The organism is Lysobacter sp. ESA13C (genome assembly GCF_019970005.1).
Classification (GTDB): Bacteria; Pseudomonadota; Gammaproteobacteria; order Xanthomonadales; family Xanthomonadaceae; genus Lysobacter; species Lysobacter antibioticus_B.
Genome location: NZ_JAHXYK010000003.1, coordinates 319,810 through 339,218, shown reverse-complemented (window position 1 = coordinate 339,218; position 19,409 = coordinate 319,810). Strand labels below are relative to the sequence as shown.

21 protein-coding genes and 1 tRNA gene are annotated in these 19,409 nt (G+C 65.9%); 5 read left to right on the top strand and 17 right to left on the bottom strand.

Annotated elements, in window-relative coordinates:
- Window positions 1-101: 101 nt before the first annotated feature.
- The 3 genes from pyk to LC490_RS07615 form a co-directional block, all read right to left on the bottom strand.
- On the bottom strand, window positions 102-1,568 hold the full coding sequence (pyk, locus tag LC490_RS07625) for a pyruvate kinase (RefSeq protein ID WP_057917106.1): 1,467 nt from the start codon (window positions 1,566-1,568) through the stop codon (window positions 102-104).
- Between the two features lie 257 nt (window positions 1,569-1,825).
- Entirely contained in the window at window positions 1,826-3,628 is a 1,803-nt protein-coding gene (locus tag LC490_RS07620; protein ID WP_223619785.1) for a protein-disulfide reductase DsbD, read from the bottom strand.
- On the bottom strand, window positions 3,629-5,020 hold the full coding sequence (locus LC490_RS07615; RefSeq protein ID WP_223619784.1) for a redoxin domain-containing protein: 1,392 nt from the start codon (window positions 5,018-5,020) through the stop codon (window positions 3,629-3,631). It lies immediately after the preceding gene.
- A 244-nt stretch (window positions 5,021-5,264) separates the two neighbouring features.
- On the opposite strand from LC490_RS07615, the gene LC490_RS07610 reads away from it, so the two are divergent.
- Window positions 5,265-5,762, top strand: coding sequence for a hypothetical protein (locus LC490_RS07610; RefSeq protein WP_152566149.1), 498 nt, complete (start codon window positions 5,265-5,267; stop codon window positions 5,760-5,762).
- Window positions 5,763-5,994: 232 nt separating this feature from the next.
- Here LC490_RS07610 and LC490_RS07605 read toward each other — a convergent pair whose 3' ends face one another.
- Window positions 5,995-6,531: a hypothetical protein gene (locus LC490_RS07605; protein ID WP_223619783.1), complete on the bottom strand. Its 537-nt coding sequence runs from the start codon at window positions 6,529-6,531 to the stop codon at window positions 5,995-5,997.
- A gap of 220 nt (window positions 6,532-6,751) precedes the next feature.
- Between LC490_RS07605 and LC490_RS07600 the strand changes: the two genes are divergently transcribed.
- The 4 genes from LC490_RS07600 to LC490_RS07585 all read left to right on the top strand — a co-directional run bounded on the left by LC490_RS07600 (window position 6,752) and on the right by LC490_RS07585 (window position 8,975).
- Entirely contained in the window at window positions 6,752-7,171 is a 420-nt protein-coding gene (locus LC490_RS07600; RefSeq protein ID WP_223619782.1) for a hypothetical protein, read from the top strand.
- A 77-nt stretch (window positions 7,172-7,248) separates the two neighbouring features.
- Entirely contained in the window at window positions 7,249-7,626 is a 378-nt protein-coding gene (locus tag LC490_RS07595) for a hypothetical protein (RefSeq protein WP_223619781.1), read from the top strand.
- Between the two features lie 448 nt (window positions 7,627-8,074).
- Window positions 8,075-8,389 (top strand): DUF4288 domain-containing protein, encoded by a 315-nt coding sequence (locus tag LC490_RS07590; protein ID WP_223619780.1) that lies wholly within the window; start codon window positions 8,075-8,077, stop codon window positions 8,387-8,389.
- Between the two features lie 235 nt (window positions 8,390-8,624).
- Window positions 8,625-8,975: a hypothetical protein gene (locus LC490_RS07585; RefSeq protein WP_223619779.1), complete on the top strand. Its 351-nt coding sequence runs from the start codon at window positions 8,625-8,627 to the stop codon at window positions 8,973-8,975.
- Between the two features lie 183 nt (window positions 8,976-9,158).
- Here LC490_RS07585 and LC490_RS07580 read toward each other — a convergent pair.
- The 13 genes from LC490_RS07580 to LC490_RS07520 form a co-directional block, all read right to left on the bottom strand.
- Window positions 9,159-9,234: transfer RNA gene (locus tag LC490_RS07580), tRNA-Lys, on the bottom strand.
- A 104-nt stretch (window positions 9,235-9,338) separates the two neighbouring features.
- Window positions 9,339-10,037 (bottom strand): 7-cyano-7-deazaguanine synthase QueC, encoded by a 699-nt coding sequence (gene queC / locus LC490_RS07575; RefSeq protein ID WP_223619778.1) that lies wholly within the window; start codon window positions 10,035-10,037, stop codon window positions 9,339-9,341.
- A 291-nt stretch (window positions 10,038-10,328) separates the two neighbouring features.
- Window positions 10,329-11,006 (bottom strand): 7-carboxy-7-deazaguanine synthase QueE, encoded by a 678-nt coding sequence (queE, locus tag LC490_RS07570; protein WP_223619777.1) that lies wholly within the window; start codon window positions 11,004-11,006, stop codon window positions 10,329-10,331.
- 10 nt (window positions 11,007-11,016) lie between these two features.
- Window positions 11,017-11,814, bottom strand: a complete 798-nt coding sequence (ybgF, locus tag LC490_RS07565) for a tol-pal system protein YbgF (RefSeq protein ID WP_031373505.1) — start codon at window positions 11,812-11,814, stop codon at window positions 11,017-11,019.
- A 78-nt stretch (window positions 11,815-11,892) separates the two neighbouring features.
- Window positions 11,893-12,414, bottom strand: a complete 522-nt coding sequence (pal, locus tag LC490_RS07560) for a peptidoglycan-associated lipoprotein Pal (RefSeq protein WP_031373504.1) — start codon at window positions 12,412-12,414, stop codon at window positions 11,893-11,895.
- A gap of 84 nt (window positions 12,415-12,498) precedes the next feature.
- Window positions 12,499-13,818, bottom strand: coding sequence for a Tol-Pal system beta propeller repeat protein TolB (gene tolB / locus LC490_RS07555; RefSeq protein ID WP_031373503.1), 1,320 nt, complete (start codon window positions 13,816-13,818; stop codon window positions 12,499-12,501).
- Between the two features lie 228 nt (window positions 13,819-14,046).
- Window positions 14,047-14,457 (bottom strand): TonB C-terminal domain-containing protein, encoded by a 411-nt coding sequence (locus LC490_RS07550; protein WP_223619776.1) that lies wholly within the window; start codon window positions 14,455-14,457, stop codon window positions 14,047-14,049.
- A gap of 24 nt (window positions 14,458-14,481) precedes the next feature.
- Complete coding sequence (locus tag LC490_RS07545) at window positions 14,482-15,432, bottom strand: cell envelope integrity protein TolA (RefSeq protein WP_223619775.1); 951 nt, start codon at window positions 15,430-15,432, stop codon at window positions 14,482-14,484.
- Window positions 15,429-15,878 carry a protein TolR gene (gene tolR, locus LC490_RS07540; protein WP_031373500.1) on the bottom strand — a complete coding sequence of 150 codons (450 nt, stop codon included), beginning with the start codon at window positions 15,876-15,878 and terminating at the stop codon, window positions 15,429-15,431. Before tolR ends, LC490_RS07545 begins: the two co-directional genes overlap by 4 nt.
- A gap of 113 nt (window positions 15,879-15,991) precedes the next feature.
- Window positions 15,992-16,771 (bottom strand): protein TolQ, encoded by a 780-nt coding sequence (gene tolQ, locus LC490_RS07535; protein ID WP_031373499.1) that lies wholly within the window; start codon window positions 16,769-16,771, stop codon window positions 15,992-15,994.
- Window positions 16,772-16,886: 115 nt separating this feature from the next.
- Complete coding sequence (gene ybgC / locus LC490_RS07530) at window positions 16,887-17,324, bottom strand: tol-pal system-associated acyl-CoA thioesterase (RefSeq protein ID WP_223619774.1); 438 nt, start codon at window positions 17,322-17,324, stop codon at window positions 16,887-16,889.
- Window positions 17,321-18,358, bottom strand: coding sequence for a Holliday junction branch migration DNA helicase RuvB (gene ruvB, locus LC490_RS07525; protein ID WP_057916999.1), 1,038 nt, complete (start codon window positions 18,356-18,358; stop codon window positions 17,321-17,323). The genes ybgC and ruvB overlap by 4 nt, the downstream gene beginning before the upstream one ends.
- Before the next feature lie 373 nt (window positions 18,359-18,731).
- Window positions 18,732-19,181: a cupin domain-containing protein gene (locus tag LC490_RS07520; RefSeq protein ID WP_223619773.1), complete on the bottom strand. Its 450-nt coding sequence runs from the start codon at window positions 19,179-19,181 to the stop codon at window positions 18,732-18,734.
- Window positions 19,182-19,409: the final 228 nt, after the last annotated feature.

The window sequence follows — 19,409 nt, the reverse complement described above, 5'->3', positions numbered from 1 at the left end:
CGACCTGACCGCAGCGACGTAAGCGCGGTATCGCGGTCGCGGCTTGCGCCGCCTCTACCCGGGATGGTTCGGCGGCTCCTAATCCGAGCCGCCATATCGCCTCAGAGCTCGCCGAGCCCCTCGGCGCAACCGCCCTCGCCCACTTGCAGCAGGCGCAGGGTATTGGTCGCGCCGTGCTGTTCCATGGTGTCGCCGCTGGTGAAGATCACCCGCTCGCCCTGGCCCAGCTTGCCTGCATCGAACAACTGCTTGACGACGTTGCGCGCGGCGTCGCGCGAGGCCAGGCCGCGGCTGTCGAAATCGATCGGGTAGACGTCGCGCATCATCGACATGCGGCGGCGCGCGCCGCCGTGGCGCGAGAACGCGTAGATCGGCGCATTCGAGCGGAAGCGCGAGAGGAAACGCACGGTGCCGCCGGATTCGGTCATGGCGACGATGGCGCGCACGCCGATGTGCTCGGACAGAAACATCGCCGCCATCGCGATGGCCTGGTCGGCGCGCTCGAGGTTGCGCGGCGCTGCCTCGAAATCGGTGTCGTGGTCGAACTGGCGCTCGGCGCCGAGGCAGATGCGCGACATCGCCTCGACCGCCTTGACCGGATAACGGCCGGCCGCGGATTCCTGCGACAACATCACCGCGTCGGTGCCGTCGATCACCGCGTTGGCGACGTCCAGCACCTCGGCGCGGGTCGGGATCGGGTTGTCGACCATCGACTGCATCATCTGGGTGGCGGTAATGACCACGCGATTGCGCGCCAGCGATTCGCGGATGATCTTCTTCTGCAGGCCCGGTAGCTCGGCGTCGCCGATCTCCACGCCCAGATCGCCGCGCGCGACCATCACCACGTCGCTGGCATCGACGATCTCGGCCAGGTTCTCGATGGCCTCGGCGCGCTCGATCTTCGACACCAGCGCAGCATCGCTGCCGGCGGCGCGGGCGATGCGGCGGGCCTCGTGCATGTCTTCGGCATTGCGGCAGAACGACACCGCGATGAAGTCGGCGCCGAGTTCGGCGGCGACCAGGATCAGTTCCTTGTCGCGCTCGGTCAGCGCGCCCAGCGACAGACCGCCGCCGAGTTTGTTCAGACCCTTGCGGTCCGACAGCGCGCCGTCGTTGAGCACGGTGGTGATGATGCGTTCGCCGTCGACCGCGCCGACCCGCAGTTGCAGCAGGCCGTCGTCGAGCAGCAGCACGTCGCCCGGGGCGACGTCGTTGGGCAGGCCGAGGTAGCTCACGCCGACCTCGCGCAGATTGCCCGGAGGAGCGCTCGCGCTGGCGATCAGGTCGAAGCGGTCGCCCGCCTTAAGCAACACCCGGCCTTCGGCGAAACGCTCGATGCGGATCTTCGGCCCGGGCAGATCGGCGAGGATGCCGACCTCCACGCCGACCCGCAGCGCGGCCTCGCGCACGGCCTGGGCGCGTGCGACCTGCGAAGACGGATCGCCGTGCGAGAAGTTCAGGCGGACGACGTCGACACCGGCATTGAGCAAGGCGTCGAGCACGCCCGGCGGATCGGTGGCCGGGCCGAGGGTGGCGAGAATCTTGGTGCGTCGCGGGCTTGAGGACATGGCGGGCTCTCTTGACTGTCGGCCAAACTAGCACAGCTTCGGCGACGGTCGAACCCGCTGTGCGCGAGCACATTCGCTCGATACCCGCGATTGGAAAAAATCATCCCGATTTACCGATGTCTGATCTGCCGAGGTCTGGTTTGCCGGCGCCGGCTTCACCGATGCGAGCGCCACTCTCGCAATGCGCTGCCGTATGCCGGCCGAATCGGCGATTGCACACTGCGACGGCGCGCGCCTCCGAAAACGGAACGGCCGCCCTAGCCGCCCACCCTCGACGTTGCCGGCGAGCCGCCCTGCGCCAGGGCATCGGCGATGCCCTGCAAGGACAGCACCGCGGGCAATTTCGTCCGCCGCCCTTCGCGGTCGTAACCGACGTACAAGGGCACGCCGACCGCGCCCTGCTGCTTGAGCAAGGCGGCGATGGCCGCATCGGGCTGGGTGTAGTCCGCGACCAAGTACACCGCATCGGCATCTTTCAGCAGGACGCGAAAGCCGTCGCGTTCGAGCACCGCGGCCTGGTTGACCTTGCAAGTCAGGCACCAGTCGGCGGTGACGTTGACGAACACCGCTCGGCCCTGACCGCGCAACTCGGCCAGCCGTGCGGGGCTGAAACGCTCGGCGCCGGACGGCAGTTCGGCTTTCGACGCGACGGACGGCCCCGCATCGCCTGTGCGCGCACCCAACATCGCCAGCGGCGAGAGCGACAAGGCAACGATGAGGACCGCGAGCAGGCGGTGTCGGGCCCCGCCGAAGCGATTCTTCTCGAACCACCACAGCCCCAGGATCAGCACCAGCGCGGCCAACAACACGATCGCCATCGCGTCCACGCCGCGCTGCTTGCCGAGTACCCACAGCAGCCACACCGCAGTGGCGTACATCGGGAAGGCCAGCCATTGCTTCAAGCCGTCCATCCAGGCCCCCGGCTTGGGCAGCCAGCGTGCGGCGCGCGGCACGAATGCGATCAACAGGAACGGCGCCGCCAGCCCGAGCCCCAGCACGACGAATACCTCCAACGCCAGCCACGGCTGCGGCGAAGCCAAGGCATAGGCCACCGACGCGCCCATGAACGGCGCAGTGCACGGGCTGGCGACGACGCAGGCCAACACGCCGGTGACGAAGTCGCCGAGTAACCCACGGCCCTGGGCATGGCGTTGACCGACACCAGCCAGACCGGCGCCGAAATTCACCACGCCGGACAAGCCCAAGCCGACCGCCAACATCACCAGCACCAACAGGCCGATCACCCACGGTTGCTGCATGTGGAAACCCCAGCCCGCGCCACCGCCGGCCGCGCGTATGGCCAGCACCACCCCGCCCAATGCAGCGAACGACGACACCACGCCGGCGGTGTAGGCCAGCGCACGCCGCTTGGCCCCGACCGGGTCGTCGGCCGCGTGCAGAATCGAGAACGCTTTCAGCGACAACACCGGCAACACGCAAGGCATCAGGTTCAACAGCAGGCCGCCGGCGAACGCCATCAGCAACATGTCCAGCCAGGGCGATGAGGCCTGTTCCTGCGCACGCAGCGACGGCGGCAGTTGGAACGACAAGCGCCGCAATGTCGGTGGATAACAGACGCTGTTCTCCAGACAACCCTGAAAACTCAGTTTGAGTTCCAACCGCTGCGGCAGCGGCGCATCTGACCGCAGCGGGACACGCAGTCGCGCATGTTCGTAGAAGACCGTGACCTCGCCGAACTGCGGGTCCTTGTGTTGCCGGCCTTCGGACCATTGCAGCGCGCCGAGCGCCTGCGGCGCATCGGTGGCCTGCAGGGAAAACCGGTCGCGGTACAGGTAATAGCCCGACGGCATCCGCCATTCCAAGGCCACACTGCCGTCTTCGAGCAGTTTCGAGGTGAGTGCGAAAGCTTGTTCGACCGGCAGCGGCTCGGCATCGACGACCGAGCGGCTCGGGTCGGAAGCGCTGCTGTCGTAAGCGTTGTTCGTCGTCGCTCCCTCGGCGAACGCGATCGAAGGCGACAGCAGCACCGCCGCCGCCAACACCAGACCGCGTGCGGTCGAACCGGCCCATCGCAGGGCATCGCGCAGCAGGCCGGTCATTCAACGAGCCCCTGCCGCGTTGCCGCGCGCCATGCCGCCCGCTCCACCGAGCAGGGACTGCAGACGCGACGGCAGCGCTTCGTCGACCTCGATGCGCCGCAGCAGCCGTCCATCGGCACCGACGACCAGCACGGCCGGCACGCGCTGGATGCCGAAACGACGAAACAGCACGCCGTCGCGATCCAGACTCAACGGCACCGGCACCCGATGCTCGTTGCGGTAATCGCGCAGGTCCTGATCCGATGCCCACAAGCCCGAGGCGATGCCGACCCAACGCACGCGACGGTCGCGCCCCAACGACACCAATTGCTCGCGCAGCACGCGGCATTGCTTCGACGATTGCGGCCGCGTCTTTTGCAAATAGCTTTCGCACCAAGGCGAGAGGAAAGCCAACACGCTCGGTCGCTGGCCCACCGGATCGGTCAAGGCGAGCTTGCGCGCTTCGAGGGTTTGGATCTTCGACGTCGGCACCGGCTCGCCGATTTGGAGAATATTCCGTGCAGGTGCGGCAGGCGTTTCCGCGACGAGCGTACGCGGATCGAACCCCGGCATGCTCCGCGCCTGCGCCACCGCGGCATCGAGCCGCGCATCGGCCAGATGCCCGACATAACGGACGGTGCCGTCCTTGCCGATCACCACGTGCTGCGGCGTGACCCGCAAGCCGAAACGTTCGCCGAGCGAACCGTCGTCGTCGCGCACGATCGGCATGCTCAAGCCGAGCTCGCGCCGATAGGCCTTGATCTGCTCGACCGTGTCGTCGAAACCGATATTGATCGCCACCACCTGCAGATCGTCGCCGGCACTGCGCTGCACCTTCTCGAAATGCGGCATCTGCTCGCGGCAGGGCACGCACCAGGTAGCCCAGAACTTCAGATACACCGCCTTGCGGCCGCGCAATGCGCCCAAGTCCAAGCGCTGACCATCGATGCTAGTCAGAACGAGCGCCGGCACCGCTTGCCCGACCAGGCGCGCGCCGACCTGCTGCGCGTAGTCCTTGCCGGTTTCCGCCCGTGCTGGCCCAACGCCGCCCGACCACCACACCGCGAGCAACACACAGGCAGCCACCGACGTTCGCGCCCATCGGCGCGAGGAGTACACAGTCATACGGATTCCTCGATAAGGGACAGCAAGGCGATGCGCGATCGGCCCACCGGGCACGCTCGGCCCGAGGCCGCCCTCGCATGCATCGCCACTTCGAGGCCTCACGCTACGGCCCGACTGGTTCCTTGAGTGAGCCAGTCCCCGCGAATCCGACCGGACCAGTTGCTGCGTCGGCGGCTGCCCCGCCGCAGCGCGAAGAGCCCGGCGATTGCGCGGCATCGGCCTCGTGCATGCATCCGCTCCGGCGCCGATCTGCGCTGGCTCGCGCGCATCAACCTCACCCTCGCTCACGCCGCTGAGGCAGTCACGTTCTCGATTCGCGAGCGCACCCTAAGCTCGCTCGGCAACACCGCACGAGCACTCGCGAACGCTCGCGACATTCTCCATCCCGTAAGCGAAATCGCCCCTGCGTATACGCCAACCCGCCCACCGGAGGATCCGCAGCCCGCTCACGCTCATCGCAGTCCGCACGCCCGACCACGGCATTCGCCATCACGACGCAGTTGTCGTTCGCACTCTCAAAGGGAGATTGAATATGACGAAACCCATCCTTGCCTGCTGCCTGCTGATGTCCCTGGTCCTAGCCTCCGCGGCCGCATTCGCGGAGAAGAAATACAGCGTCCGCCAGGCCGGCGGCGCCTGCGGCGAAGACGCCACCAACATCGCCGTCTGCGACGCGGGCCTGACCTGCAAGGACGGCACCTGCGCCATGCGCAGCTACCTGTCCGGCGCCACGGTGAGCTGCAAGTCCGAGATGGCCAAGGCCGGAGTCGGATCGCGCGAACTGGTCTCCGTGCACGACGGCTTCTGCTACTACCGCTGCAACGGGATGTACGAGGCCGCGATGGATGCCAGCGAGGTCACCGAACGCCTGCTCTTGCAAACCAGTGCCGGTTCCGAAGCGTTCGTGGCCGAACTGGCGAAACTCTCCGCCGACGAGAAAGCGAGTTACAAACGCGCCGAAGACAAATGCAACTCCTGCGGCACGCATTGCACGATCGGCGCTGCCTTCCTGGGCCGCGGCAGCTACTGAGCGAGCGGACACTAACGGCGACCGCCGGATACATACCGCCTCGATCCGGTTGCGCCGCGTCCCAACGAGAACAGGCATTCGGGTTAACCCGAATGCCTGTGTCGTACCGCGACAAGGTCTGATCCGGCGCCCGGATCGTCGGCGATATGGAAAACCGCCTACCGGCATCGCCAAGGCGATGCCCTCGCATCACAGCGGCACCGCCACGACCCTCGGGTACCGATAACGCCGCTTATTGGATCGCGTCGCCGTAACCGCAGCCGACCGTGACCCAGCCCGGCGCATAGGACACATCGACCAACACGCGCACCGTTTTCTCGCCCGGCAACACCTTGCGATAGTCCAGCCCCTTCCAGTCGTAAGTCTCGATCATGGCCGCCAGGTCGGGACGCGGGCTCATGCCGCCGATGCGCTTGGCGAGCGCCTCGCCGACCTTCAACTCCTGCCCGGCCGGCACCTTATAGGCCAGGTGCATTTCCTGACGGCTCGGGAAGTTGACGTAGCTCGACTTCTCGCCCCACGCCGACAACGGCTGCACGCTCTTCCACAGCATCAACGCGGCGTCGCCGCCATCGTCGGTCTGGGCCAGGCCCTCGATCTGCTCGGCGTTGAGCTCGTCGCCGAACGCATTGACCTGTTCCAGGCTGAGCTTGCACTCGACGAAATCGGCCACCCGCTTGGCGGTGGTGTCTTGCGCCGAGGCCAGGGCGGGCGCCAGCGCCACAACCAAGGCGGCGAAAGACAGGATCTTGTTGCGATAGTTGGACATGGTTCCTCTGAGTTCCGGTTGCGGATCGTGTATCCGCTAGTCATGACGAAGCAGGGGTGAGAATCCAGTACGCTCGCAACAGTTTCCGGATTACTGAGGCATCGTGTCGGCCTGGGGCCAACTCGCTGGGCAATGAATATGGGGACTGCAGCAAAAGGACACGCCCCAAAGCCTACCTGTTCGAGCAGCAAAGAGGCCTTAGATCGGCTCGGAGTCAAATATGATCGCCAGGAATGAATTGGAAATCTATCTAGTCAACGTGACGCAGACGTTTAGCGCCACTGAAGCGCACGCGATCCTTATGCGTTTCATGTGTCGCTGCTTACTTCTCGCCCATGAATTCCTTCCAGAAATCGGACGGAATGCGTTGAACTTGGCTACGGCATTCTGGCTGAGCGGAGAAGGGCAAGCGGAGGACTTGCTAACTGCCCGCATTGCCTGCTGGAACTATCTGGACTCCAAACATCGGAGTACCGACATTCAAGACCGGGAGGATGCGGCGATGCGGGCTGTTATTTGTGTTCTTTACGCAGAACCCGAGTCCGATGATTTTTCAGTCGAAACCGTGCATTGGTTTGCGGACATGTTCGACCGTCTTGGCGATTACTCGAACGAAACCGCACAATTGATGAAAGACTGATGCCGCAATGGGGCCGCTTGGCTGATTGACAAGTCGCCACGAAGACAGTGCCGCACCGCCAATGAGAGTGCCAGACCATGAGCTCATTCGTTCTCGCGTTAAATAGCGCCTCCACGTGGTCGCCGCTGGACTGGATGGCGAATTACAGGGGGCTTAAATTGGCAAATGGCCAGGTAACCATCGAGGAAAATAGCGACTGGCTGTCCATCTTGCATGACGACAATCTCATTCGTGATTTTGATGAAGGGGAACGAGAACTGCTACGGTCGTTGCTTGGCAGCCCTCGAATGTTTCTGATCGAGTACAAGGGCGAGCGATTGGTGAATTTTCTTGTACAGTCAATACCAGCGGATTGTGATGCGATGATCGACAATGATCATGGCCTACTTGTACGAGCCTACCTACTTCGAGCCTTCTCGATAAATGACTGGGAAAGAGCGAGCGCTCTTCCATAGTGCTCGCCGCCGGCTCCCGGCACCTAACCGATACCAGATAGTTGCCCCCTCGGCCCTGCTCACGACGCCCTCTCTTTGATCGACAAGAACTGGCACTGGACGGAGCCTCGGCATGCGAAAGCGATACCCAGTCCTCTTTACTGCATCGAGCGACAAGTAGGCGCTAGCAGGGATATGAGAGGAAATTTGCTCCCCCAAGCGAATGCCTCCAGTCTTGAAAACGCCGCCGAAGGAAATTCCGGAAATCCGGCGTCGTTATTCGCGCGGCATCGACGGGGCTAAGCTTTGGCCTAGCTCGAAGCGGGAAGCGGTTTGCCCGGCTCTTGCGCGCACAAATCTGGAAGCTAGACCGGCTCGGCCACAGTAGTCCAGGGCAATCCGAAGCGAGCCGGAGCACTTAGCCAACCAGCATCGTGGTGCAACCCTAAACCGACAACAGGCATGAGAAATGAAATGGTATGGCGCAAGCGCGTTCTTCGAGGCTCAGCACGTTCCGCCCTCTTCCGTTCCGACGCTTTGGGAGGAGAAGGTCTTCCTGGTGCAGGCTCACTCGACCGAGGAAGCAGTCGAGCTCGCGCGCGAGGTATCGATGAGGAACGAAGTGTCTTATGAGGCAGCGGACGGATCGATGGCTCATTGGAAATTTTCAAAGATCGAACGTATCAACGAACTGGACTTCGAGACGGTTGCATCGGGCGCGGAAGTTTTTTCGCGATTCCTGAGGGCCTCTGAAGTGGAAAGCCTGAGCACCCCCTTTGACTGATCAGTCAACCAACCCGTCGGCAGCACCAGACACTGGTCAACTCAGCTCCCAAGGGCTGGGTACGGGCTCTTTGAACCGGCTGTCTCAGTAAAAGGGAAGACGACGCAGAGGTTTCGGGAAGGGAAATGCGCGACAGATTGCCCGGATTAGCAACACCCTCACGCGCCCTTTACGCATCGTCGCCCGGACTGCGCCATCGTTGGCGTCCGGGGGCGATCAAGCCGAGTGCGTCGTCATGGTCATGAAGCCGATTCCGAAGTACGTCCGCCGGGTTGCGGACGCGAACCTGAGTTATTGGGTCCTGAACTATCCGTCGGCGCCGTTCCACCGACCGGGCCTCACCTTTCGCGATTACGGCCCTGCGCTGTATCTGGGCATGATGACTTTCGAAGAGCATCCCGAACGTTTCTTCGACGATCCACGCGCGGACTTGCGCGGTCGTTACGAAGCGCTGAAGGGCAACTCGCCGCTCGCTTGGCCCGAAGCGCGCCGGGTGGCTTGGGCGGCATGGGAACGCGCTCACGCGCAAGCCCTCGCCTGTCAGACGGGACCGATCGAATCGCTGCGCTTGTGCGCTCACGCGTAACGCGCTGCGCTCGAAACAACAGGGGTAGCTGGTCGTCCGCACGACACTTGGCCGAAGCAGAAGAACGGTTATCTCGTTCGCTGTATCGGCCCATCCAGCTCAAGCCAGCTGGGCACTGATCGGCGCCGACGGCGCCCGCAAAGAAAAAAGCACCTGGACGCGAGTCCAGGTGCTTTTCTTGTTTGGTGGGTCGTGAAGGATTCGAACCTTCGACCAAAAGATTAAAAGTCTTCTGCTCTACCGACTGAGCTAACGACCCGAAGCGGTTGCTGCGGTCCCGGCGCTGCGCCGGGGCCGGTGATTCTAACAAAACCTGTGGGGCGCAGTCAGGCCCCCAGGCCAAAGCCGTTCAGACGGCCGGCCTCAGACGTAGCGGGTCGGGTCGGCCACGCCGGCCGCGCTGAAGCCTTCGGCGCGCAGGCGGCAGGCGTCGCAATGGCCGCAGGCGCGGCCGTCGGCATCGGCCTGGTAGCACGAGACGGTCTCGGCGAAGTCCACGCCCAGGCGCAGGCCCTCGCGGACGATGTCGGCCTTGCTCATGAACTGCAGCGGGGCCTGCACCCGCAGGCCCGCGCCCTCGACGCCGGCCTTGGTGGCCAGGTTGGCCAGGCGCTCGAAGGCCTCGACGAACTCGGGGCGGCAGTCGGGGTAGCCGGAGTAGTCGACGGCGTTGACGCCGCAGAAGATGTCGTTGGCGCCGAGCACTTCGGCCCAGCCCAGGGCGATCGACAGCATGATGGTGTTGCGCGCCGGCACGTAGGTGACCGGGATGTCGTCCTTGGCCGCGGCCGCGCCGATGGCGTGGCCGTCGTTGTCGAGCGGCACCGAGATGGCTTCGTCGGTCAGGGCCGAGCCGCCGATGCTGCGCAGGTCGACGCTGACGGTCTTGTGCGCGACCGCGCCGAGCGAGCCGGCGATGCGGGCGGCGGCGTCGAGTTCGGAGGTATGGCGCTGGCCGTAGCGCACGCTGAGCGCGTGCACGGCATAGCCCTGCTCTCGCGCGATGGCGATGACGACGGCGGAGTCCATGCCACCGGAAACGAGGACGACGGCTTTTTTCATGATGTCGGGTCGGGAATCGGGAATCGGGAATCGGGAATCGGGAATCGGGAATCGGGAATCGGGAAAGGCTAAACGATGAAGCTGATACCGGGTTCGTCATCCCCGCGAAGGCGGGGATCCAGGGGTTTACCGAGGCATGACCCTGAAGTCTCTGGATCCCCGCCTTCGCGGGGATGACAAGCAACAGCGGAAAGCCAGGGTCGGCAAGAGTGGAAGTCGAGGGCATTCCGGCCAGGGCGGCGCCGGTTTACCCGGCCGAATCCCGAGTCTCGAATCCCCGGTCCCGGCCGCTCACCGCCCCGGTTCGTCGTTCCAGAGAATCTTGTGCAACTGCAGCTGGAATCGTACCTGCAGGCGGTCGGCGACGATCCAGTCGGCCAGATCGCTCGGCTTGACCTGGGTGAAGCTCGGCGAGAACAGGACGTCGCAGATCCCGGTCAGGCGATGCTCGGCGACGATGCCCTTGGACCACTCGTAGTCCTCGCGGCTGCAGATCACGAACTTGATCTGGTCGCGCGCGGTCAGCAGCGGCAGGTTGCTCCACAGGTTGCGGTGGGCTTCCTTGGAATCGGGGGTCTTGATGTCGAGCACGCGCGAGACGCGCGGGTCGACCGGGCCGATGTCGATCGCGCCGGAGGTTTCCAGCGAGACCTCATAGCCGGCGTCGCAGAGTTTCTGCAGCAGCGCGATGCAGCGCTTTTGCGCGAGCGGCTCGCCGCCGGTGACGCAGACATGGCGGGCGCCGTGCTTGGCGACCTCGGCCAGGATGGCATCGAATTCCCACCATTCGCCGCCGTGGAAGGCATAGGCGGTATCGCAGTACTGACAGCGCAGGGGGCAGCCGGTCAGGCGCACGAAGACGGTCGGCCAGCCGATGCTGTTCGACTCGCCTTGCAGCGACAGGAAGATTTCGGTCAGCCGCAGGCGTTCGGACGACGCTGCGGCCGTCTCGGTGGCAACGGCGTTCATCGGGTATCGGTCAGTTGCGCAGCCGGCTCAGCTGGATCGCATTGAGGCGATCGGAAGCCGTGCGGGCGGCGTCGGTGCCGGGATAGCGGGTGGCGACGTCGGCGAGCGTGCGCTCGGCGGCATCGACCTGTTTGAGGCCGAACTGGGCCAGACCGACCTTGAGCAGCGCGCCGGCGGCCTTGTCGTGGGTCGGGTAGCGATCGAGCAGGGTCTGGAACTCTTCCTGCGCGAGCTGGTAGTTCTGGGTGACGTAATAGCTTTCGCCGAGCCAGTACAAGGCGTTGGGCGCGTAGGCACCGCTCGGGTAGTTGGCCAAGAAGGCCTGGAACAGCCGCGCCGACTCGACGTACTGGCCGGCCTTGAGCGCACTGAAAGCAGTGTCGTAGGCGCCGCGCTCGTCGCCGCTCTGGGCGAGCAGGCCGGCATCGCCGTGCACCACCGGTGCGCTGTCCCTCACCGCCGCCGAGGGCGACGGTGCCGGGGGTGTCTGCGGTGCAGCGGCCGGAGCCGACGGCGCCACCCCGCCTTCGAGGCGGTTGAGGCGGTTGTCGGTGTCCAGGTACTGCGCCTTGTTCGTGTCCTGCAGCTGCTTGGTCGTCTGCTGCAGTTCCTCGACCTGGGCGCGCAGGGCCTGCAGCTCGGTCTTGAGCTGGGTGACCTGGTTGAGCAAGTCGAGGTTGGCCTGGTTGTCCGAGGCGCGCTGCTCGAGGACCGCGACGCGATCGGCGAGGCTGGCGCGCTGGGCGAACGCGGGCGTGGCGGCCAGGCAGGCCGCCGCGATCGCCAAGGCTAGTGCGAACTTACGCATCGCTTAGATCAACCTTCGTTCTTCGTTCGGTCGGTGGACGGCGCCGATGCCCCGGCGCCGCCCTGCGCGACACCGCTATTACTTGGCGGTGTAGACGATTTCGACGCGACGGTTCTTGGCCCAGCAGTCTTCGTTCGACTCGGTGCAGACCGGGCGCTCTTCGCCGTAGGAGGTCACGGTGATCTGGCTGCCCGAACCGCCGTTGGCCTGGATCGCCGAGGACACCGCGTTGCCGCGACGCTCGCCGAGGCCGAGGTTGTACTCGCGGCTGCCGCGCTCGTCGGCGTTGCCTTCGAGGGTCATGCGCGAGGACGGACGGTCGCGCAGGTACTTGGCGTGGCAACCGACGATGGCCTGGAATTCCGGCTTCAGCGAATCCTGGTCGAGATCGAAGTAGACCACACGCTGGCGCAGGCAAGCATCGGTGTCGAGATCGTTCGGACCGTAGGCGCCCGAGGCGACCGGACCGGTGTCGGACGGCACGGTGGTGGACGGGCCGGTGCCGGAATCGGTCGGCGGAGCTTCCTTGACCTTCTTCGAGCAGGCGACGGCCGCGGTACACAGCACGGCGGCGAGCAGGATGCGGGCGGTGTTGTTCATTGGTATTCCTCGTCAGTTTGTAACGTGGGGCAGGAGTCGTTCGGGGGGTGTGGCGCGTCCGCGCGCAGGGAAACGCCCAGCCGCTTATCGCGGCAGGCGGTAGGGTCCCCAGGCCGGTTCGCGCACGTCGCCGTCGGCGAGCACCAGGCGCTGGCGCACCCGGGCATCGGCTGAAACGGCATAGAGCACGCCACGGCGTCCTTCGCGCGCAGCATAAATGATCATGGAGGCATTCGGGGCAAAGCTCGGCGACTCGTCCAGCGAACCCGGCGACAGCGTGCTCCAGCGCGGCGAGCCCAGGCTGCTGTCCATCATCGCGATCCGATAGGTATTGCCGGCGCCCTGCGCGGTGGCGATCTTCTTGCCGTCGAAGGAAACGCTGGCGCTGGCGTTGTAGCTGCCCTGGAAGGTGACGCGGGTGGCGCCGCCGCCGCTGGCCGAGACCTGGTAGATCTGCGGCTTGCCGCCGCGGTCGGAGGTGAAATAGATCTTGCTGGCGTCGGCGGCCCAGGTCGGCTCGGTGTCGATGCCGAAGTGGTTGGTCAGCTGGGTCAGCGCCTTGCTGCCGAGGTCCATCACGTAGATCTCGGGGTTGCCGCTGCGCGACAGGGTCAGGGCCAGGCGACGGCCGTCCGGCGAGAACGCCGGGGCGCCGTTGATGCCGCGGAACTTGGCGATCAACTCGCGGCTGCCGGTGCCGATGTTCTGGATGTAGATCGAGGAATTACCGCCCTCGAAGCTGACGTAGGCCAGGCGCGCGCCGTCCGGGCTCCACGACGGCGACAGCAGCGGCTCGGGCGAGCGCACCACGGTCTGCGGGTTGTAGCCGTCGGAGTCGGCGACCATCAGCGCGTAGTTGCTGCCGCGGCCGACGCCGGTGGCGGTGACGTAGGCGATGCGGGTGAAGAACGCGCCGCGCACGCCGGTGATCTTCTCGTAGACCGCATCGGCGATCTGGTGGGCCACATCGCGCATCGCGTTCGAACGTGCGGTCAGGGCGAAACCGAGCAGACGCTGCTGCTTGGCCACGTCGAACAGCTCGTACTCGACCCGGTAGCTGCCGGCGCCGGCATCGACCACGCGGCCGACCACGATGTAGTCCTGGTTGAGCGCGCGCCAATCCGGGTAGCTGATCTCGCTGCCCTTGGTGGGCTTGGCCGCCATCTGCTCGACCGGCAGGCCGCGGAACTGGCCGGAACGGTTGAGGTCGTTGCGCACGACCTCGGCGACGTCGGTCTGCGGCGCGGCGCCGCTGCCCTGGTAGGGCATCGGCACGACCGCGATCGGCAGGGCCGAGGCGTTGCCGCCGACGATGTCGATCTCCAACCCTTGCTGTTGGGCTGCGGCGGCGAGGGGAAGCAGGAGAGCCAGCAGCGAGGCCAGCCAGCGCAGGGGTCGTTTCATCGGCACTCCGTGATCGGTCGACGCGGGTTGTTCAGGTTCGGCATTGTTAACGTTGGAGGGTGAACGTGGGCTCAAAAGCGGCGGTCAATTTACATTCCGGCCTTGCCGAATCGGCCCAACGGTCGCGATCGGTGCCCATTCCGGCTCATTCGGGACATGAATGGGGCTTCGGCAGCCCCGGATCGGACTCCGGCAGGTCGGCGGGCCGTCCCTGCCCTCGCCAGTGGATCAGCGCTCGCGCAGCCGTTTCCACCAACGCCGGGGCTTGGACACCACCGGGTCCTCGTCCTGGACCCGGAAGCTGAGCTGGATCTGCGGCCGGAACACCTGTTGATAGCCCTGGTAGGGCAGCGGCGAGGCCTGGCGCACGGCGGCGAGCAGGGACAGCCGCCCGGCCTCGTCCAGACTGCAAGGCTCGATGACCTGCACCGACAACACCCGACCGCCCGGCGCCTGGCGCAGGTCCACGCTGCAACCGGCGTCGGCCGGCGTGGTGGCCGGCGGCGCCCATTGCTCGTCGATGGTGGCGCGCAGGACTTCGGCGTAACGCTGCTGGTTTTGCGCGACCCGGTCCGACTGGGCCAGGCCGGCCGCGGACAGCGTCGACAACGCGAAGCCGGCCAACAGCCTCAGGCGCATCGACGCTCCCCTCGCCGCGCCCACTCAGCGGTCCTGGGCTTTGAAGTTGAGATTGAGGTTGCGCTGGAACACCGACTCGAAACCCGCATACGGCAAGGGCTGGGCCTTGAGCACCGCGGCTTCGATCGAACGCCGGCCCTGCTCGTCGTAAGAGCACGGCTCGACCACCTCGACCGCGAGCACGTTGCCGCCGGGCGACTGACGGATGTTCAAGCGGCAGCCCGCACCGAGCGGCACGCTGTCGGGGCGGGTCCACTTCTCGACGATCGCGGCCTGCAGCGCGGCGGCGTACTTGGCCGCCAGGCCGGCGTCGACGCCCTGGTTGCCGGTGGTCGCCGGCGCCGTGGCGGCGGCGTTCTGGCTGGCCTTGGCGGCGCGCGCGTCGGCGATCTGCTGCAGCTTCTGTTCGCTCAGGCTTTGCTCGCGCTGCAGCTTGGCACGCTCGGCGCGGATCTTCTCCAACTGCTTGTCGCGTTCCAGTTGCTCGGCGGCCAGGCGCTTTTGCTGCTGCGCTTCTTCCTGGCGCTTCTGCTCGGTCAGGTCGACCTGTTCCTGGCGCGCCTTGGCTTCCTGGACCTTTTGTTCCTCGGCGCGGTTCGGCGTAGGCGTGTCGACGACCTGTTCCTGCGTGGTCGTGTCCGGCACCGGGATGAAGTCTTGCGGCGATTGCTGCTGCGGCGCGGTCGCGTCCTGCGGCTTGGGCTCGGGAATGGGCTGCGGCAAGGGCGAAGCGTCCTCCGGCTCGGGCAGCGGCAGCGGATCGACCGGCTCGGGGCGATTGCGCAGGGTGCGCTGCATCGCCGCCGAGAGATCGCTGACGTCGGTCAGTTCCGAGGACAGCGGCGAGCCCGCCGCAGACACCTGCGCGCTGTTCCAGTTCCAGAGCATGCTCAGGAAGATGGCCGCGACCAGCAGGCCGTGCAGAAGCACGGCCAGCATGATGGCTTGCGCGGTGTCGGCGCGGGTTTCCCTCATTTCTTCGCGCCCTTCTCGGGCTGGCTCATCAAGCCGACCTTCTCGACGCCGACATCCTTGAGGATGTTCATCACGTCCATCACCGGCTGATAGTTCGAGCGGCCGTCGGCGGCGATGTAGACCTGCAATTTTTCCTTGCCGTTCTGCTTGACCAGCGCGCCGACCTTGGTCGCCAGGGTTTCGCGGTTGACCGCTTCATTGCTGCCGGCCTTGACCGCAAGGAAGTAATTGCCCTGGGCGTCGACCTGGACCACCACCGGGTCCTGCTTGGTCTCGATCGATTTGAGGTTGGAATTGGGCAGGTCGACGTCGATGCCGAGGGTCAGCAGCGGCGCGGTGACCATGAAGATGATCAGCAGCACGAGCATCACGTCGATATAGGGAACGACGTTGATCTCGGCCTTGAGTTTGCGTTTGCGCGGGCGGCGGATGGCGGTGCCGGACATGGCGGAATTCCTCGTCGGTTACGCGTTGCGGTCGCGCTGGCCGTGGCGCAGCGGACGCGGGCGGTGCAGGCAGCGGTGCGGGCGGCCGTACAAGCGATGGGGCGCGAGCCGCATCACTCGTCCAGGTGGGCCTGGCGCTGCAGGATCGAGGAGAACTCTTCGGAGAACGCGTCGTAACGCACGGCCAGACGTTCCACGCCGGTGGCGAAACGGTTGTAGGCCCACACCGCCGGGATCGCCACGAACAGGCCCATCGCGGTGGCCAACAGCGCCTCGGAGATGCCCGGGGCGACGTCGGCGATGCCGACCTGCTTGGAGGCCGAGACCAGCGAATGCATGGTCACCATGATGCCGAACACGGTGCCGACCAGGCCGATGTAGGGCGAGGTCGAGCCGATGTTGGCGAGCAGTTCGAGGTTGTGTTCCAGGCCGTCGAGTTCGCGCGAGCCGGTCGCGCGCATCGCCCGCTGGGCGCCTTCGAGCTGGGCTCGGGCGTCGACGCCGCGGCGCTGGCGAATGCGGTTGAACTCGCGGAAACCGGCCTCGAAGATCGCCTCCAGGCCACCCATGGCGCGGTTGCGCTCGGTGGTGCCGGCATACAGCTTGGACAGCTCGGCGCCGGACCAGAAGCGTTCTTCGAAATGATCGGCTTCGCTGCGTGCGCGGCGGATCACCTTCCATTTGCGGAAGATGATGATCCACGAGGTCACCGAGGCGATCACCAGCAAAGCCATGATGAACTGGACCGGGAGGCTGGCCTTGATCACCAGGTCCCAGAGATTGAAGCTGGCGGCTTCGCCGGCCGCGGCGGCGCCTTGGGTCACGGCCTGGACGGCTTCCTCCGGCAGGGCTTCCACGGTCGTGGCCAGAAGCGCGATCAGCGATGACGTCATGCTTGGTTCTCCGTAGCCCGGTACGCGGGCCTGTGGTGGGGCTGGGTGGTCCGTGGGGAGTAACGAACCGCCGGATGATTTGGGTTCAACGGTGACCTGGGCGCGGTGCCTGGGTTCAGCCGTCGCGGCCGGCCTGGACTTCCTGCGCCTGCAACTGCGCGAACAAGGCCGCTGGAATCGCGCAGGGACGCAGATGCTCGGCATCCACTGCGGCGACCCGGACTTCGGCGCTGATCAGCGTTTCCTCGCCGCGCCGCACGGTCTGCGCGAAGATCAGGCTGGCGCGGCGGCAACGCCGCAGTTCCACCGTGACCTCCAGCGCATCGTCGAGCCGCGCCGGTTTGAGGAAACCGATCTGCATGCCCGCGACCACGAACAACAGCCCGTGATCGCGGCGCAAACCGTCCTGGCCGTAGCCCAGGGCACGCACCCATTCGGTCCGCGCGCGCTCCAGAAACGCCAGGTACTGAGCGTGATAGACCAGACCGCCAGCGTCGGTATCTTCCCAATAGACGCGTGTCGGCCAACTGAACACCGATTCAACCGCGCTCATGGCTCGGAGGCCTCTTCGAATAGCCCGGCCGTGTCGGCGCGGGGTTTCAGGCCCATATGGCGGTAGGCGCGCTGGGTCGCCATGCGGCCGCGCGCGGTGCGGATCAGATAGCCCTGCTGGATCAGGAAGGGCTCGATCACGTCCTCGAGCGTGCCGCGTTCCTCGCTGAGCGCTGCCGCCAGCGACTCGACCCCGACCGGGCCGCCGTCGAAGGATTCGATGATGGTGCGCAGCAGGCGCCGGTCGAGATCGTCGAAGCCTTCCGGATCGACCTTGAGCATGGCCATGGCGGCATCGGCGGTCTGCAGATCGATGTTGCCGCCGGCGCGCACCTGGGCGAAATCGCGCACCCGCCGCAGCAGGCGGTTGGCGATGCGCGGGGTGCCGCGCGAACGGCGGGCGATTTCCGCCGCGCCCTCGGGGGCGCAGGAAATGCCGAGAATCTGCGCCGAGCGGCGCACGATCCGGGTCAGGTCCTCGGTGTTGTAGAACTCCAGGCGCTGGACGATGCCGAAGCGGTCGCGCAGCGGCGCGGTCAGCAGGCCGGCGCGGGTGGTCGCGCCGATCAGGGTGAACGGCGGCAGGTCGAGCTTGATCGAGCGCGCGGCCGGGCCTTCGCCGATCATGATGTCGATCTGGTAGTCCTCCATCGCCGGATACAGCACTTCCTCGACCACGGGCGAGAGGCGGTGGATCTCGTCGACGAAGAGCACGTCGTGCGGCTGCAGATTGGTCAGCAGGGCGGCCAGATCGCCGGCCTTCTCGATCACCGGACCCGAGGTCTGGCGCAGATTGACCCCGAGCTCGTTGGCGATGACGTGGCTGAGGGTGGTCTTGCCCAGGCCCGGCGGGCCGAAGATCAGCACGTGATCGAGGGCCTCGCCGCGGTGCTTGGCGGCCTCGATGTAGATCTTGAGCTGCTCGCGCACCGGCTGCTGGCCGAGGTACTCGTCCAGGCGCTTGGGCCGGATCGAGGCCTCGATGGCGTCGTCTTCACGGGTCGAGGAGGCAGCGATGATGCGGTCTTCGGTCATACCGCTATGTTCGCATGGGACGGCGCGCGGGCGCAGGGCGGAAAGTACCGGGGTTTACCCATCGCGGGCCGTTGGGGCATGTAGGCGGGCTGGTCAGCCTGCCGCGGGAACCGGTTGCCGCGCGAATGCGGACAGTCGGGAGCCGTGAGACAGATCGCCCGCTTTGGCAAAGGGGGCTGGCGGCCGGCGCTATGCGGCGAAACGAAGACGCCGGGGCGCCGGGGGATTTGCTGTGGGTGGCGCTAAAGGCAAATCCCCCCTCCCCCCTTTTTTTCAAAGGGGGGAACAGCACGGCGAATGTGGGCGGCGGGCGGCAGACGCTGGAAGCACAGAAGCTGGAAGACCGGCAAGCTCAGAAGCAGAAACGCGCGCCTTAAGCGAAATGCACGTCATAACGGTCGTGCACTTCGGCCAGCGCCTCGGCGTCGACTTCGCCGCGCATGATGCTCGGCAGCATGCGGAAGTAATCGAAACGGTCGATGCCGGGGGTCAGGGTGATGAATACGTCGGCGACCTGGCCGGGGGCAGCGCCGAAGGAATGCACGACGCCGGGCGGGATTACGGCATAGCCGCCTTTTTCGACGGTTACGGTCTCGCCGTCGATGAGCATCTCAAGCGCGCCGTCGAGCACGTAAAACGCTTCGCTCGAACGTTTGTGGTGATGCGGCTTGGCGCCGGCAGCGCCGACTTCGAGGCGTAGCCGGTTGGCGCCGAGTGCGCCGCAGCAGTCGCTGGCGTCGGCCAACAGCCACAGCTGGGTGCCGTTGCCCTGCAGGGTTTCGGCATCTTGCTGCCGGATCACGAAAGCGCGGGAGCGGGTCATCGCGGAACCTCGTCGTCGGAAAGTGCGACGAGGCTAGGCGCGACCGGCACGAGGCGGCAATCCGGCGCCGATGGAACGATTTTTCCCGAATTTCCCGCGCGCACCAGTGTGTTGCAGCGGCGCTGTTGCGCCGGCTGGAACTCGGGCTTCGCAGCCGGCCGAACGGTGGCGGCGCCCTCGCCTCGGACTTCGGATTCGCCACTGCGGCTGTTCCAATGCGAACCCCAG

Coding starts and splice junctions, on each gene's coding strand:
- pyk (WP_057917106.1), bottom strand. CDS start 1,568: ATGTCCTCAAGCCCGCGACGCACCAAGATTCTCGCCACCCTCGGCCCG.
- LC490_RS07620 (WP_223619785.1), bottom strand. CDS start 3,628: ATGACCGGCCTGCTGCGCGATGCCCTGCGATGGGCCGGTTCGACCGCA.
- LC490_RS07610 (WP_152566149.1), top strand. CDS start 5,265: ATGACGAAACCCATCCTTGCCTGCTGCCTGCTGATGTCCCTGGTCCTA.
- LC490_RS07605 (WP_223619783.1), bottom strand. CDS start 6,531: ATGTCCAACTATCGCAACAAGATCCTGTCTTTCGCCGCCTTGGTTGTG.
- LC490_RS07600 (WP_223619782.1), top strand. CDS start 6,752: ATGATCGCCAGGAATGAATTGGAAATCTATCTAGTCAACGTGACGCAG.
- LC490_RS07595 (WP_223619781.1), top strand. CDS start 7,249: ATGAGCTCATTCGTTCTCGCGTTAAATAGCGCCTCCACGTGGTCGCCG.
- LC490_RS07590 (WP_223619780.1), top strand. CDS start 8,075: ATGAAATGGTATGGCGCAAGCGCGTTCTTCGAGGCTCAGCACGTTCCG.
- LC490_RS07585 (WP_223619779.1), top strand. CDS start 8,625: ATGGTCATGAAGCCGATTCCGAAGTACGTCCGCCGGGTTGCGGACGCG.
- queC (WP_223619778.1), bottom strand. CDS start 10,037: ATGAAAAAAGCCGTCGTCCTCGTTTCCGGTGGCATGGACTCCGCCGTC.
- queE (WP_223619777.1), bottom strand. CDS start 11,006: ATGAACGCCGTTGCCACCGAGACGGCCGCAGCGTCGTCCGAACGCCTG.
- ybgF (WP_031373505.1), bottom strand. CDS start 11,814: ATGCGTAAGTTCGCACTAGCCTTGGCGATCGCGGCGGCCTGCCTGGCC.
- pal (WP_031373504.1), bottom strand. CDS start 12,414: ATGAACAACACCGCCCGCATCCTGCTCGCCGCCGTGCTGTGTACCGCG.
- tolB (WP_031373503.1), bottom strand. CDS start 13,818: ATGAAACGACCCCTGCGCTGGCTGGCCTCGCTGCTGGCTCTCCTGCTT.
- LC490_RS07550 (WP_223619776.1), bottom strand. CDS start 14,457: ATGCGCCTGAGGCTGTTGGCCGGCTTCGCGTTGTCGACGCTGTCCGCG.
- LC490_RS07545 (WP_223619775.1), bottom strand. CDS start 15,432: ATGAGGGAAACCCGCGCCGACACCGCGCAAGCCATCATGCTGGCCGTG.
- tolR (WP_031373500.1), bottom strand. CDS start 15,878: ATGTCCGGCACCGCCATCCGCCGCCCGCGCAAACGCAAACTCAAGGCC.
- tolQ (WP_031373499.1), bottom strand. CDS start 16,771: ATGACGTCATCGCTGATCGCGCTTCTGGCCACGACCGTGGAAGCCCTG.
- ybgC (WP_223619774.1), bottom strand. CDS start 17,324: ATGAGCGCGGTTGAATCGGTGTTCAGTTGGCCGACACGCGTCTATTGG.
- ruvB (WP_057916999.1), bottom strand. CDS start 18,358: ATGACCGAAGACCGCATCATCGCTGCCTCCTCGACCCGTGAAGACGAC.
- LC490_RS07520 (WP_223619773.1), bottom strand. CDS start 19,181: ATGACCCGCTCCCGCGCTTTCGTGATCCGGCAGCAAGATGCCGAAACC.